This is a genomic window from Sphingobacterium multivorum (genome assembly GCF_900457465.1).
Lineage (GTDB): Bacteria > Bacteroidota > Bacteroidia > Sphingobacteriales > Sphingobacteriaceae > Sphingobacterium > Sphingobacterium multivorum.
Map to the genome: position 1 here is coordinate 1 of NZ_UAUU01000003.1, position 14,696 is coordinate 14,696.

At 38.4% G+C, this 14,696-nt stretch carries 16 protein-coding genes; 5 read left to right on the forward strand and 11 right to left on the reverse strand.

Annotation, left to right across the window (positions count from 1 at the left end; all coding sequences use genetic code 11):
• Window positions 1–679: threonine aldolase family protein (locus DTA23_RS05450; RefSeq protein WP_112374071.1), on the reverse strand; the 679-nt coding region annotated here is incomplete at its 3' end.
• Between the two features lie 266 nt (window positions 680–945).
• Here DTA23_RS05450 and DTA23_RS05455 point away from each other — a divergent pair.
• Window positions 946–1,464: a VOC family protein gene (locus tag DTA23_RS05455; RefSeq protein WP_201303537.1), complete on the forward strand. Its 519-nt coding sequence runs from the start codon at window positions 946–948 to the stop codon at window positions 1,462–1,464.
• Between the two features lie 11 nt (window positions 1,465–1,475).
• Here DTA23_RS05455 and DTA23_RS05460 read toward each other — a convergent pair whose 3' ends face one another.
• A complete protein-coding gene (locus tag DTA23_RS05460; protein WP_112374072.1) occupies window positions 1,476–1,865 on the reverse strand; it encodes a ribosomal maturation YjgA family protein in 390 nt (129 codons plus the stop codon).
• A 20-nt stretch (window positions 1,866–1,885) separates the two neighbouring features.
• Window positions 1,886–2,401: a hypothetical protein gene (locus tag DTA23_RS05465; RefSeq protein WP_070563896.1), complete on the reverse strand. Its 516-nt coding sequence runs from the start codon at window positions 2,399–2,401 to the stop codon at window positions 1,886–1,888.
• Between the two features lie 297 nt (window positions 2,402–2,698).
• On the opposite strand from DTA23_RS05465, the gene DTA23_RS05470 reads away from it, so the two are divergent.
• Window positions 2,699–3,331 carry a hypothetical protein gene (locus DTA23_RS05470; protein WP_146753011.1) on the forward strand — a complete coding sequence of 211 codons (633 nt, stop codon included), beginning with the start codon at window positions 2,699–2,701 and terminating at the stop codon, window positions 3,329–3,331.
• Window positions 3,332–3,336: 5 nt separating this feature from the next.
• Here DTA23_RS05470 and DTA23_RS05475 read toward each other — a convergent pair whose 3' ends face one another.
• The 3 genes from DTA23_RS05475 to DTA23_RS05485 all read right to left on the reverse strand — a co-directional run bounded on the left by DTA23_RS05475 (window position 3,337) and on the right by DTA23_RS05485 (window position 6,445).
• Complete coding sequence (locus DTA23_RS05475) at window positions 3,337–4,671, reverse strand: GH1 family beta-glucosidase (RefSeq protein ID WP_112374074.1); 1,335 nt, start codon at window positions 4,669–4,671, stop codon at window positions 3,337–3,339.
• A gap of 363 nt (window positions 4,672–5,034) precedes the next feature.
• Window positions 5,035–5,757 carry an SIMPL domain-containing protein gene (locus DTA23_RS05480; protein WP_112374075.1) on the reverse strand — a complete coding sequence of 241 codons (723 nt, stop codon included), beginning with the start codon at window positions 5,755–5,757 and terminating at the stop codon, window positions 5,035–5,037.
• 181 nt (window positions 5,758–5,938) lie between these two features.
• On the reverse strand, window positions 5,939–6,445 hold the full coding sequence (locus DTA23_RS05485) for an RNA polymerase sigma factor (protein ID WP_070563905.1): 507 nt from the start codon (window positions 6,443–6,445) through the stop codon (window positions 5,939–5,941).
• A gap of 349 nt (window positions 6,446–6,794) precedes the next feature.
• On the opposite strand from DTA23_RS05485, the gene DTA23_RS05490 reads away from it, so the two are divergent.
• On the forward strand, window positions 6,795–7,526 hold the full coding sequence (locus tag DTA23_RS05490) for a hypothetical protein (protein ID WP_070563908.1): 732 nt from the start codon (window positions 6,795–6,797) through the stop codon (window positions 7,524–7,526).
• Between the two features lie 10 nt (window positions 7,527–7,536).
• On the forward strand, window positions 7,537–8,193 hold the full coding sequence (locus DTA23_RS05495) for a response regulator transcription factor (RefSeq protein ID WP_046673510.1): 657 nt from the start codon (window positions 7,537–7,539) through the stop codon (window positions 8,191–8,193).
• 50 nt (window positions 8,194–8,243) lie between these two features.
• Here DTA23_RS05495 and DTA23_RS31030 read toward each other — a convergent pair whose 3' ends face one another.
• On the reverse strand, window positions 8,244–8,573 hold the full coding sequence (locus DTA23_RS31030; protein ID WP_084823133.1) for a four-helix bundle copper-binding protein: 330 nt from the start codon (window positions 8,571–8,573) through the stop codon (window positions 8,244–8,246).
• A 31-nt stretch (window positions 8,574–8,604) separates the two neighbouring features.
• Entirely contained in the window at window positions 8,605–8,979 is a 375-nt protein-coding gene (locus tag DTA23_RS05505; protein ID WP_139144937.1) for a hypothetical protein, read from the reverse strand.
• Between the two features lie 314 nt (window positions 8,980–9,293).
• On the opposite strand from DTA23_RS05505, the gene DTA23_RS28500 reads away from it, so the two are divergent.
• Window positions 9,294–11,312 carry a glycoside hydrolase family 43 protein gene (locus DTA23_RS28500; RefSeq protein WP_239468859.1) on the forward strand — a complete coding sequence of 673 codons (2,019 nt, stop codon included), beginning with the start codon at window positions 9,294–9,296 and terminating at the stop codon, window positions 11,310–11,312.
• An 8-nt stretch (window positions 11,313–11,320) separates the two neighbouring features.
• Here the strand turns inward: DTA23_RS28500 and DTA23_RS05520 are convergent, their stop codons facing one another.
• The 3 genes from DTA23_RS05520 to DTA23_RS05530 form a co-directional block, all read right to left on the reverse strand.
• Entirely contained in the window at window positions 11,321–11,620 is a 300-nt protein-coding gene (locus tag DTA23_RS05520; protein ID WP_046673508.1) for a hypothetical protein, read from the reverse strand.
• 112 nt (window positions 11,621–11,732) lie between these two features.
• Window positions 11,733–13,901: an ATP-binding protein gene (locus tag DTA23_RS05525; protein ID WP_112374076.1), complete on the reverse strand. Its 2,169-nt coding sequence runs from the start codon at window positions 13,899–13,901 to the stop codon at window positions 11,733–11,735.
• Between the two features lie 163 nt (window positions 13,902–14,064).
• Entirely contained in the window at window positions 14,065–14,691 is a 627-nt protein-coding gene (locus tag DTA23_RS05530) for a hypothetical protein (RefSeq protein WP_112374077.1), read from the reverse strand.
• Window positions 14,692–14,696: the final 5 nt, after the last annotated feature.

Here is a 14,696-nt window from a genome sequence, read left to right on the forward strand (position 1 = left end):
TTGCATAGTCAAAATCCAGTGCCAATTCGGGTTTATTAAACACTACGGCTTCACCTAAAAGCGCACCGTTTTTCGTCCCGCCAATATAGAATACGTCAGCATAATTTCCAATGTCTTTCAGTGTTAGATCGTTGTTTTCAGCCATCAAAGCATGCCCCAACCGAGCTCCATCCAGATAAAGTAAAAGATGATGTTCTTGACAACATACATAAAGTGCTTCCAATTCTGTCAGCGTATAGATCGTGCCAATTTCAGTCGAATTGGAAATATACACTATTCTTGGCTTTACGACATGTGGTGCCAGTGCATGTTCCTTTAACGTTTTTGTAATATCCTTCGGCGTTAGTTTTCCATCAAGTGTTTCGACAGTAATGACTTTGTGTCCAGTTGCTTCGATAGCGCCAGTTTCATTGGCCGATATGTGCCCCGTTTTTGCGCTAATTACGGCTTCATGGATACGTAAGAGAAAGGATAGCACAAGTAGATTGGTCTGTGTTCCGCCAGATAAAAAGTAAACAACAGCTTGCTCGTTCGCTATCTTTTTCTTCAAAATGCTTTTTGCTGCTTTAGCATATTCATCTTCGCCATAGCCGGCTTGTTGTATCAGATTTGTTTCAATAAGTTTATCTAAAATGCGGGGGTGCGCCCCTTCGGAATAATCGTTTTTAAAATTATACATAACGCTGTTTTTTACTTCAGATGCTATTTACTAAGTACGTCAAACGCATTACCAGGATGATAAATGAATCTTGACCGAGTCAAATGTATAAATACAATATCGTTTTTTAACAATCTGAGCAGGAAAAAAATGGGATAAAAGCTATGAATATAACATTCTGAGCGTATAAGAAAAGAATATGTTGTTTTGCACTGTAAATGTTTTTTCAAAACTTATGATTAAATTTGGGAGAGGAGGTAGAAATAAATATTTATCCTTATCAAATTATGAAAAGAGTCGTATTTGTTGCGAGTATTTCGCTGGCGTTTGGAATGGGGTACGCCTTTAATACCATGAGCAATTTGAACCGACCTGTCGAGTTAAAAAGAGTAACTGGTATAGGCGGAATTTTCTTCAAGTGCAAAGATCCTAAAAAATTAAGGGCCTGGTATGCCGATCATCTGGGACTGGCAACAAATTCTTACGGCGCTGTATTTGAGTGGTATCAGGGTGCTGATAGTACGAAAAAAGGATTTACGCAATGGAGCCCTTTTAAAGAGAGTACAAGCTATTTTGGTCCCTCGGACAAAGACTTTATGATCAATTATCGGGTTGCCGATATTGAAATTCTAATCGATCAATTGAAGAAGGAGGGAGTTACGGTACTTGATAAGATCGAGTCCTTTGACTATGGCAAATTTGTTCATATCATGGATATTGAAGGAAATAAAATAGAGCTTTGGCAGCCGAATGATGTTGCTTATGAAAAGATGGGCATCGATATGGGGGCCAAAACGACAAAATAGGTCTATTCAGTTCACAACGCAGGGTCTGTTTTTAGCAAATGATCTTTAAGATAATCAAGAAATGCAGCTCCAAGCGCTCCCAGGAAATAAGCCCCTAAATCTGACCAGAGAAATCCTTGTCCAAATACGAGGCGCAAAAGTGAATTGCTCCTTATCCATAAAAATAGGGGCAATTGGACAAGTTGTAAAAATTCAATGGTAAAACAGAATAGAATGGTAATGATACAGTAGGAGAACAGTGATTTTTTAATAAATATTAAGCGTGATAACCAATACACCATCATGGCATAAAGCACATCGCCACATATAGGCGGTATGACAGATATTTTACGTGAGATTAAACCCAAGAGTAGAGTTGTCACCATTAGGACCAAATACTGAATTTTTGCCGCGCTTTTCATTTCGTATATCGATGCCAAATTTATTGCCTGGAATAGGAAATTGTTTCAACAGGATTTCCAAAGATCTTTTTGTTCCCCTTTGTCTTCACAAATCTACCCTGTTGTGCTATTGCACTAGCGATGGAGAAAATGACATTTGTGTCGTTTTGGGGGTGTATTGTCGCGAGTAGCTGTCTATTTTGATCGAACAGCTGAAGCTGGTTGACCAAAGCATGGTTTATTTCCATGATGTAGATCTCTTTCAGTGGAATAATGCTATCCTCTTTTTTCGGCTGCCTGATAGATAAGTTCGCACTGTCAACTTGTACTTCAATCTTGGGATTGATCAATTGCAAGATGACGACTAGTGGACCAATGATAACAACCGCAACCAATATCCCTAAGCCCTTCGCCGAACCAAAGTTATTTGCCGCATCGGCCATCCCATTTATACCACCGAAGATCATATAACATAGTATAAATACAACAACTAAATAAATTAATCCAAAGATTAAGCCCTTTTTAACCTGGTGTGATTTAAACTGAAAAGTCTTCATACGATACGCTTTGATTTTTTACATATATATTAATTAAAGATATTTATATTTATGCAATCAGAGAGATATTATGTTAAACATTTTTTCATTTTGTTCGAGCAGGTAGTGGAAAACAGCATTGAAATTAAGAGAACCAACTTCCAACGGAAATCAGATTATTTTCAACTGCTGATGTATATGCTATGCTCAGTGCTGGGTGTTGTCAGTATATTTTGGGATTGGAAAGCAAGTATCCCAGCTGTAATGTGTACAATTTTTGTGTTAATAATACGACGTAAGGTTGACATTTTGTCTAATATGAGCTGGTTTATTTTTGGATTTATTGCTGTTGCATTGCTTTTGTCCTGGATTTTTCATCTGTCTTTTGGTCTGTTTGTGCTTCAGTGTGCATTATTTGCAACCGTTAAACTTGCCATATCAAAATTTAGAGAGATTGGTCAAGATCACACTGATATTATCTTCTCTTTAAATGCCATTGAGTTCTCTTGTCTATGTCCCGAAAACAGCGATTATAAGGGCTATGCAATAAATCCCATGGGCTATAAAAAGCGATTTCAAATGGCAGATATTCGCTCTGTACAACGCGATCGCAAAAATCTACTTATCGTATTAAAAGAACAGATCGTCCGCCCCCGCGAACTTAGACAGGAAGAGATAGAGCTCATTCTTACGTATTTTAGAAAAAATAAGGCCGCTCTTATTCATGCGGTAACCACCGAAAGGATCCTCCAGGAAGAGGATCGTGTCTATTGGATCAAGCTGATTGTTTTTGCTTTGCCCTGTCTGTTGGCGGTATGCGCAATCTATATTTTTGCTGATAACGGGCGAAATTCATTAATCAGCGTATGTATCATTATTGGGGCAATACTTGTAGCGGTAATTTTATTAAAAATCACGAATTTGATTTATCATCATGGTGAGAAAAAGTAATTTTTTTATTTTAAGAAGTCCGCATACCAATGCCCAGAGGATTTGATGATACGTTGTTGATTTTTGAAATCAACATACACCAGTCCAAATCTTGGCCGATATCCTTCAGCCCATTCGAAGTTGTCAAGAAAAGTCCATACAAAATAGCCCTTGACATTTATACCTTCCTGTTTCGCACGATAAACTTGTTGCAATGCTTCCTGTAAATAGGAAACTCTTTTAGGATCATGTACTATACCATTCTCGGCTTTATCCGGAAACGCGGCGCCGTTTTCGGTAACAATTAAAGGCGGCATGTTTTGGTAGGTACTGAATTTTTTGAGCATATGATAGATGGACGCTGGGTAAACCTCCCAGTTCATTTCAGTTAAATCAACTTTACGCTCTTTTGCGGATACTATTTTTGCTTGGAGATAAGGAACGAACATGGCGTATCGTATAACCTCCCGCGTATAATTCTGTATCCCAATGAAATCCATATCAAATTTCAGGTCTCTTTCATCATTAAATTTAATATACTTCTCAATTCTATTCAGTATTTTAATCTCCTGAGTAGGATAGCCCATTCCTAAGAGAGGTTCTATAAACAGACGATTGAGTAATACGTCTGCTTTTTTTGCTGCTTTAATGTCCTTGTCTCTCGATGTGAATGGTTCGACATGAGAACATGAAAATGTAGTTCCAACCTGACTGTCGGGCTGGATCGATTTGATGATTCGACCTCCCTGTGCTTGTGCCAATGCCGCATGATGCGCGGCGGCCAAAAAATTACCCAGACCTTTTCGTTCCGGTGCATGCACTCCAAAGAAATAACCTGCGGCAGTGAATACGGTAGGCTCATTGAGAACCATCCAGTTTTTAACACGATCACCGTAGGTATGCACACATTTGGAAACAAATTCGCCAAACCAATCTTTTACATCACGGTTCACCCAGCCACCTTTTTTTTCTAATGCATGGGGAAGATCCCAATGGTATAAGGTAACCCAAGGGGTGATCCCTAGTTCGAGCGATAGGTCGATCAATTGATCATAAAAATCCAAACCTGATTGATTTACTTCACCGATTCCACTTGGGAAAATACGGCTCCATGATAAGGAGAATCTATAATTAGGAATATGCATTCCTTTCATTAGATGGAGATCCTGGACGTAGCGATTATAAAAATCGCAAGCCTGATTACCATGTTGATTTTGAAATATACGGTTCCTTTTTTGTACAAAGATATCCCAAATAGAAGGACCTTTGCCATGTAAATCATGCGCACCCTCGATCTGATAGGCAGCTGTAGACACTCCCCAAATAAAATCTTTGCCAAAAGCATCTTTGGTTAAAAGCATTTATAAAATAAAATTATCGGACCTCAATGCCGTTTAAAAACAATTAGGTCTTGTGGAATCTCAAGGGTGAAAAAAATGAACTGAATCGACCTAGAAAGATCCTAAATATAATTCGCTGGAAAAAATAGTTTATCGTTTTCATAATAGATACATTACTCCGTTGATTACATTGAACTATTGTATGATAAAGTAACGAAACGAAAATGAACTGTATATAAACTATGTGTTAAATATACGAAAAAAACACCGCGATGAATCATGGTATTTAACTTAGCCGTATGCTAATTCTAAGCAAGTTTTATTCGTAAGTACGATCTTACCAGAATGTCTAATTGGCGTAGATTCTTAATCCCAATTTTTGAGCTATCTAATTTCAAATTCCGTATATATTGTCCTTTTAAATTCTAAAACTTCGGGGGCTACTTTAAATCCTTCGCCGCCGTAACCCTTGTTGAATGTTTCTAACGCCATCCCTGTTCTAAACTGCGTCGATTGGTTGGATGCGCTTCCGTCGTTCGACAAAAACAGCAGTTTGCCAATTTCGACATCTGCCCGTGATGCAAGTTTTTTTGCAGATTTTAATGCATCATCATAAGCAATAAGATCCGCTTCTCTTAAAATACTGTCTGCTTTGGAATGATCGAATGAGATGGAGCCTATTCCGCTTATTTTGGTCTCTAACAACTTGCCTGTTAATTCTGTAAATTTCGATAAATCATGTAAAACAAAATCGATTGTTTGTTGTGCTTGATAACCAATAAATTTATTGGTATTTCCGATGTATTGATAATCCTTATTTGCTGATACGCTGCTTGTTTTAATGTCTTCCTTTTTATTGCCGTATTTTTGGAGCAATGCAATGACCGTATCGACAGTTGCTTGAGTCTCTCTAACCGCGTCTACCATCCTCGGTTTTGTGAATGCCGTATTGATTGTCAACGTGACTTGATCGGGCATTATCCTAATCTTTCCTTCACCACTGACACGAATTCTATTTTCACCTTCTTTTGCTGCCCGATCACAGGACAATACTACCATAATGCCACTCAAGCATATAAAAAATAAAGTGATTAACTGTTTTTTCATACTTTTTGATGTTCAATCTATTAAATCAATAAGTTGTTCCCTAAATATCTAAATATAATGAATAACTAGGATATCCGCTAGGGTAAAATGCAGTTGAAGAATAGGAAGGTCTAAGTAATGGGAAATAAGATAAAAAAGCAGGCTAAATACCTGCTTTTTTATCTTGAAAAGCGACCATTTTTTAATCGATACTTTTTGAATAAATCTTTAGGTGTTTTTGCAGTGCTTTCCTGGCCATATGTATACGTGTTTTGACCGTACCCTCCGGGATTTGCAGATGCTCTGCAATTTCATAATATTTAAATCCTTCCAAAAACATTGCAAAGGCGTTATAGTAATCTTTTGATAAACTATTGAGTGCGTGTTGTATATCAGAGGCTATAAAATTATTTTCACCGCGATTGGTTGTTATTTCATTATGATAACCTATACTTACATATTCATTGCGGTAATTCTCCAATCTTTTATTTCGAGTATATTGGTTAATATATGTATTTTTCATGATTATATAGAGCCAGGACATCAACTTTGGATGTTTCAGGAATTTTTCAATAGATCCCAATGACCTTACCATGGTCTCCTGAACCAGATCTTCTCGTTCATCCGGATCGTTTGTAAATTGCGCTGCCAAATATTTTAATGTAGGTCTTTTTTCCTTAAACAGTTGATCGATTGTTAAATTTTCCATATTATCAAGTTTTAAGTGTCTATCTTGCCTATATCACTACAATTAAGGTGCTAGAAAATAATTAAGAGGAAATGCGTTGACGCTGAATGGATCAAGCTGTTTTATTACTTGTTTTATTTTAACAATCAGTTAGTCAATGTTTTATGTAGAATAACTATTCAGCTATCAGGCTGATGCTAAGCGTTATTCTGCATTAATAACAAGTGTTTTCCTGTTTCATTTCCCCCTTTTTTCTTTTTGTCGCACGTATTTATACGTAGTGTTTTAATTGGTACATTTTTAATGGCTAAATAGATGTGAATATTTAAAACTGTTGATACCTTTAAATGGTTATTAGTTATGACATGTAATGAAAAACAATATGGGGGACGAAAACAAAAAACTATATTTTGATCTATCAGAAGAGCCTGTGGGACGGTTGGAGAACCTCAAAGAGCCTTCGGAACTAAAGCAGGTATGGGATGGTAGTCAAGAAGATTTTTATAAATCGATTATTAGGAATCAACAAGATGATATTGGAAAAATAGGACGGTATTTCCGCGATGAATTGGCTCAGGAACTTTACGGAATGCGTATATCTCTTCAGAATTTTACAAATCGCTATGGTGATTTTGAAGAATTACGTTGCTTACGTGATTCATTAAGCACGTTGGTTATGGAGATTCGTAATAAAGCTGTATTGCTCTACAATCCGATACTGAATGATCTTGGCATTTTTCATGCAGTTGATGAGGCTGTGGCGAGTTATAGAAAACGATCGGGTTTTACAATTGACACCTTGCTAGATCCGCATTTAAGAGAATTGCATCATGAGGCACAAGTTCAGCTGTTTAAGTTACTTACTGCTATATTCCAGTATTTAAATGATGAGATTCCTTCACAGGCTATTTCAGTTTCGGTACAGGTGATTGAATTTGAGATTTTAGTTAAAGTGTCACCTTTTTTTAGCCAGGGGAGATCGCTGTCAACAATAAAACATGAACATAGTCCAATGCGTTTGATGAAGATTGCTGAACTCTATAATGCACGGATTATGAATCATACGCCGGAGACAGGTATTTTACTTAAATTAACTATTTAAAAAAAGAATAATGATAAAAATCCTATTGGTTGAAGACCACATGGTTGTACGTAACGGAATAAAATTACTATTAGAATCGCAAGATGGATTTGAAGTTGTTGGAGAGGCGTCGAATGGAAAGGAGGCTCTTCAGTTCTTAAATTCTAATCCTGTTCCTGATATTGTCTTAACAGACATCAGCATGGAGGAAATGGATGGTATTGAACTATTACATGAATTAAAAAAACAGTATCCGTCCATTAAAGTAGTAATACTGTCCATGTTGAATCAGATCAACTACGTTGTTGAAGCATTTGAATCTGGTCTTGCCGGATATTTGGTTAAAAACGTTGGCTATAACGAATTGCTTTTTGGATTAAATCATATCGCAAATGGGGGACGATACATGAGCGAGGAAATCGCAATGATACTATTGGACCAAGTTCGCTCTGGACAAAGCTATGCACAGGTATCAGGCGAGCTACAGACAGATTTTGATATCTCCGATAGAGAGCTTGAAGTACTCAAATTAATTGCAGAAGGATACACAAATATTGAAATTGCCGATAAGATATTTTTAAGCAAGCGTACAGTTGAAGGACACCGTCAAAACTTAATCGATAAAGCGGGCGTAAAAAATACAGCTCATTTGGTCAAATTTGCATTTGAAAGAGGCATTTTGAATTAAAAATTTCCTGATAGCCCCATCAGGAAATTTGAAATCTACACCACTATATTTTATGCAGTTAGTTTGTTACACGCAATTGCGCAAAGTTCACATAATTTAGCACAGTGCTGGCAATGTTCATGTGGATGCATAAAGCACTCCTCTGCACAGAGTGTACATAATTCAGCGCAAGTCTTGATAAGTCGTCGGCTATAGTAACTTTCCATAGCAAGAAGTTCGGCCACTGCTTTACAAACGACTGCGCATTCCATATCCAATGCAATACATTTTGCCATGGCTTGAAGGTCACTTTCTTTTGTGCAAGCATTCGCACAGGTATGGCAAGCAGTAACACATTGCCAACAGGCTTCTATACACGATTGTTCGATTGAATTTATCATAAGTTTGTCGTTTTGTCTCGCTGATTGCGCCTTACATAACTGACTTGGCAGCTTTGATGCTATCTTCTAAATAGCCCATTATACCGTCATGATCAGCTTGGGTAATTTTGCCATTCCTTAAATTTTCCAAAACATCTTTTTTAATTCGAGCGATGGCTTGTTCTTTTTCCATCGCTTCTACTGCTGTCTTTGCATTGATTCGATCGACAATGATTTTGCCGAGTTTGTTGTATATCCTTTCAGCTTCCTTATTGGACAACGCTGGAGCTGGAATCCCAGCAACAGCCTCGTTAGCAGCAGCTATATTTGCATAAATGACTGCTTCGGTATTCTTTGCTGCCGCAGCTTCAGCTCTCGCTATAGCTTGTTCACTGGCTGCCGCTGCTTTATTTTCGGCCTCCTCCATATGACGGGAAGCTTTTTCCTGAGGAGTTTGATGATTACACGATATCAACAGCAGACTGGTTATTAAGGAAAAGAAAAAGATGTTATTACATATCATGACCTACGCTCTTAATTAAGTATTTGATTATTTTAAATAGAACGGGTCTCAGAAGTAAATGGTTTGTCAATTAAATGAAACAGTTGCATTTAACTAAACTTGGTTAGAGAAATGGTTTTATGATACAAAATGATGTTCAATTGATACAATATTACCGGCAATTGAGCGATTAATTATTGAATTTTAGATATCTGTATACCAAATAGCTATTCAATTCAATGAACAAAATATACCTTTTAATTAGTGCCCTTTTTCTGTCTTTTGTACAGACGACAATCGCACAGCATACCACAGCAGTATCGATAGGAAAGGCGAATATTCCAATAGACGGAATTTTTCAGGCTGATCCAACCGTATTCTTTTACGGGGGATATTATTATCTGTATGGTACGAATGGAGATTCTGAAGAACAGCAGGGGTTTAAAGTGTATCAATCTACAGATTTGAAACATTGGAAGGTCCCGGCAGGCACAACTTCAGGTTTTGCCCTTTTAAAAGGAGATGCTTTTGGATCGACGGGATTTTGGGCGCCACAGGTATGGTTTGAAAAGGGTAAATTTTATATGGCTTATACAGCAGATGAGCATATAGCAATTGCAGTTAGTGATAGCCCTGTAGGTCCTTTTAAGCAAACTTCCAAAGCACCACTTGAAGTCGGGCAAAAGCAGATAGATCCATTTGTATTCAGCGATCGCAATGGGAGGAAATACCTGTTTCATGTCAGATTAACGCAAGGAAATAGAATTTTTGTCGCCGAATTAAAGTCCGATTATTCGGGAATAAAAGGAGAGACGCTAAAAGAATGTGTCCATGCGGAATTACCCTGGGAAAATACAGCAAATGCAGAGTGGACGGTTACCGAAGGTCCTACTGTTATCCAGCAAGGCCAGTATTATTATATGTTTTATTCGGCAAATGATTTTCGAAATAAAGACTATGCTGTCGGCGTGGCAATCGCGGATAATGTCTATGGGCCTTGGAAAAAACTGGAAGGTCAGCCGGCATTAAGCCGAAAAAATAGCGGTTTTGCCGGAACTGGACATGGCGACGTTTTCAAAAAAGGAAAGCAATGGTATTATGTCTGTCACACACACTTTTCAGATGAAAAAGTGGCACCTCGGAGAACCGCTATCATACCGTTTAATTTTGCATCAACTGGTGATGGTATTCCGGTTCCTCGGTTTGATACCGCAAAGTTTCGCTTCCTGGCCACAGATCAGGGATTGACCCGGAATGGAAAATCCTATCAAACGGATGTAGCCTTTGGCGATCCCTTTATTGTATTTGATCCCCCTACCGATCGATATTATTTATATGGCACAGGTGGAACTGAAAACGGCTTTATTGCTTATAGTTCCAAAGATCTGAAAACATGGACGAAGGAAAGGAAAGTATATGATGCCAACCAGCCTAATGGCTGGGGAGAAAAAGATTTTTGGGCGCCTGAAGTTTACCGGGTCAATAACAAATACTATATGTATTATAGCGCCCATTGGAAAGATAATCCAAAACAACATATTGAAAACTATCGCATCGGGGTAGCTGTGGCGGATAGTCCCTTAGGGCCATTCAAAGACCTTACTGGAAAACCTATTTTTGATCCGGGATATCCAATTATTGATGCGAACGTTTTTAGAGATACCGACAATAGGAATTATCTGTTTTATTCGCGTTGTTGCTATGAGCATCCGGTGGAGTCGGAGGTTGCGGATTGGGCGAAGCAGAAGTATGGCTATAGCAGGATCGAAGAGAGCTGGGTGTACGGTGTTGAATTGGACAGCAGTATGACTAAAACGATCGGGGACCCAGTCCTTTTAATGCGACCTCCAGTTTCGATGAATGACGCACAGGCTGAATGGGAGAGTAGGTCAGTCACTTCGGGTGAGATAAATAGACGATGGACAGAAGGTTCTTTTCTAATGAAAAAAAACGGACAATATTATATGATGTATTCCGCCAACTATTTTGCTGGAGCCAATTATGCGGTAGGCTATGGAACGGCAACTGCCCCATTGGGAAGCTATGAAAAGTCACCTGCTAATCCAATCATTGAAAAAAATACCCATAGCGGGGGAGTAATTTCGGGTACCGGACACAATAGCCTATTTAGCGATAGAGAAGGAAAGCTCCGCTGTGTGTATCACGGACGTACTATAAAAACGGGTGATAAACGCATCGTGTTTATCAGCGACGTTTTTTTTAATGAAAACGGCCAATTGCATATCGTTACAGATTGACCCACGGGTCAATCTGTCTTTTTGGGTATTGCTGGATTTTCGACATTTTCATCCCAAGCAGCGGACGAGGCCGCTCTAGCACTTGTTCCGTCGCTTGTTTGTGTCTTTTTATGGGCATAATTGACATTTTCTTCTTCTTCAGGATCGGTTTCATCCACGTCCGGTTCAGGACGCTCAATTGGATCAGTATCATTGGGATCCGGAATAGTATGTTGCCCGAATAATCCTTTACGATACCATATGTTACTAAAGTAATAGGCAATAATCAAACCTCGTTTTACTACTGCATGTTGCAATATCTCTTCCATGTTTTCGATTTCGTTTAAGTGGTACAACCCTCTTTATTCGCGTTGTATTCTCTCGAATAATGAACAATATCAGCGAGGAAATAGTTTGCGAGATTTCAGGATGCTCATCAGGTTAATTGAGCAACATTTGTTCGGGAAATGGCTTAACAATTGGAAAGTAAAGATGAACTGTTGTACCCAAACCGACTTCCGATTCAATTTTTATATTTCCTCCCAACCGCTCCATAATGCGCTTTACGAGTGAAAGACCAATGCCCGTACCGGGTATGGAGCCCACGTTATCCGCCCTTGTAAACATTTCGTATATGTGCGGTAGGTGTTCACTGGGTATGCCAATTCCATTATCCTTGATTTGATAATGGGTATAATCATCTTCATGCGAACTATCTATGGACACCACAGGGCTGTCCGACTGGGCTGAATATTTTATAGCGTTGATAATTAAATTGGAAAAAATTTGATAAGCGGCACTTTTCTCGCCCCAAATAGGCAATAATGTGCCAAAAGTGGGCCGACAATTATTGACGTTATATAGAATACTGTTTTCTTGGAATATACGCTGAATGGTGTAGGCCATTGGAAGTGGCTCTTTGTCTAAAATGCTGGATCGGTGTTGGCTTAATTGTACCATATTGTTGATAATATCCTCAATGTTGGTGACACTTCGGCTGAAATTCTGATACCATTTATTGATTTTTTTAAAATCGATATTGTCGGGGTGTTGCTGAAGAAATTGTATACCCATTTTTAAGATGGACAGCGGGTTTTTCAAATCGTGGGAAAGCGTATGGGTAAACATTTCCAATTCATTGTTTAAGCTGAGAAGTTCGTCATTGAGGAGCTGGCGTTCTTTCAATTTCGCAAAGATGGATTCTTTGATGATTTGATTTAAGCGAAGCACAAAGTTAATTTCAGCATCATTCCATGGCTTGGCAACATCATAACGCGTATCTTCCCAGATTTTGAGCTGCTTTTTACCATCCTGTTCTTCTTTTAACTCCATTTGCATGACCTGACTGCTATTTTCTCTTCTAAACCAAACGATGTAATAATCGTTCTCCAAGCCTACCTTTAAATACATTAGACCGGCAAAACCAAGCTTTTCTTTAAAGTTTTCTTGATGATTTAGACGAAAGTTGTAGTCTTTAAAGAGGGCTTTGTCGGTATGTTTCTGCAGGAATTGAATGAGTTCATAAAACTGTGCTTTAGGAGGAGACTGCCCATAGCTAAAAACGTCGCCCTGATTGAAAATTGCCAAACCATCTGCATCCACAAGCTGAGTTAGAATGTCCATATGTTGTATCAAGGCACAATTTACCATCTTATTTTCAGAGAGACTTTTCTTTAATTCTTCTTCTGCGAGCTTTAGAAGCTCTGTTCTTTCCAAGAGATTCTGTTTGACATGACTTTCATATTTGCTGGTTGCCGCCTGGATGGCAAATGTGCATAGTTTTCGTTGTTGTAGGTCGACCACACGCTTTTCGTCATGCTGCGCAACCACAAGTCCCCAAAAATCATCATCAATACAGATTCGAAAAAAAAGGGCACTTTGAACATTTATTTCTTTTAAAAAAAGTTGATGGAGTTCAGGCAGAGGAGATAATAGGCTCGAAAGGGGATCGATGGCCTCATCTTTATAATAGAATTCTTGTCCCTGATCGTCCATGTTGGGAGCGTATCGATACGAATAACTACGATAGTAAGACAAAACTTCCTCGGGCATAAAATCTTTGGAGAATTCCTTGCCTTTGAAAGAAGACCGTCCATTTGCCGTATGCTCAGCAATCACCGAACTATACCCTGTTTCTTGAATTTGCAAAACGAAAACACGATCATAATTCAATATCTTGTTAATGGCCGAACAAACGCGATTCCAGTTATTTGGCTGAATGGTATCCAACAAAAAATTGAGTTCGTTAATTTTTTTAGCGGAAATATATTTTTTATGTTGTTGTTCCCATTCAATGTAAAGATATTCATCATGTCTACGTAGTTTAACATAAACCCTGTCGTTTTTAATTTTAATGGGTAAAATGTGACGCGACTGTCCGTTTTCAAGAAGTTCCATCACAGCATTCCTCACTTTCAACAGGGCTTCGCCGAAGGTATGGCCAAAGCTATGAAAAAAATGGGTTCCTAATAGAGCTTCACTGGTATAATGTTCATTTACGACAGACTCCGTCACTCCGACGATCGTAAAGTGCCGATCTAAAATGACCAGGCTGCCAAAAGACTGAAGCTTAATAACGGTTTGATTACTCGATTGGATTGTATGATTCATAGTACCCCAAAACTCCTAATGTATACATAAATATACGAAATAAAATTACGACAGCATAGATCGAATCTTTAATATTAGAACGTTGGAAAGTAGATAAAATTGCCTTATTGGCTTCTTTTTACTTTGGAATTAAAAATGATACCAATTTCTCACATGCAACATACTATAAACGGGCATTAAATTCTTTGGCAACAGCATTCGCCATTCCTTTGATTAATGATTTCCACTGCGGATAGGAGGCTCCTATTTTCGCCGCCAAACCGACGAGATAGTTCCGAACATTATCGCTAAAATTTTCATTGTCAACGTTTATGATCTCGTTTCTGCCAGCATATTGAAACAATATACTGTTTCTACGCTGTTCGATCAGGAAAGTTGACGATGAAATTCCTTCGAAAAAATGAGCTGTATTTTTATCGCCGGGATGGCTTGGATCGGGACAAGGCTTTAAGGTTAGGGCAAAAACTTTATAATCATCGGTTTTGTCTAGCGTGAGGTTAACGACATGTACCCAGTCATAACCACCGCTACTTGGAAGTCCCGGTCTGGGGATATCCAGTCTGATATAATCATGTAATTCGAGTAAGCGATCTATCGGTGTACCATAACCGCCTGTCAATTGAAATGTGGTAGCGGGTAATTGGGCTAAAGTGTACCAATGGTTGACCTTTCTCAGGTTCTCTACGCCCAATTCAAATGCTAAGTTAGCGATATCTTCACTTGCAAATTCAAGTGATTCAAAACAATCAAGTCTTTTCCCTTCTTTCTGTTCCGGTATGATATTTTTCATCGTTT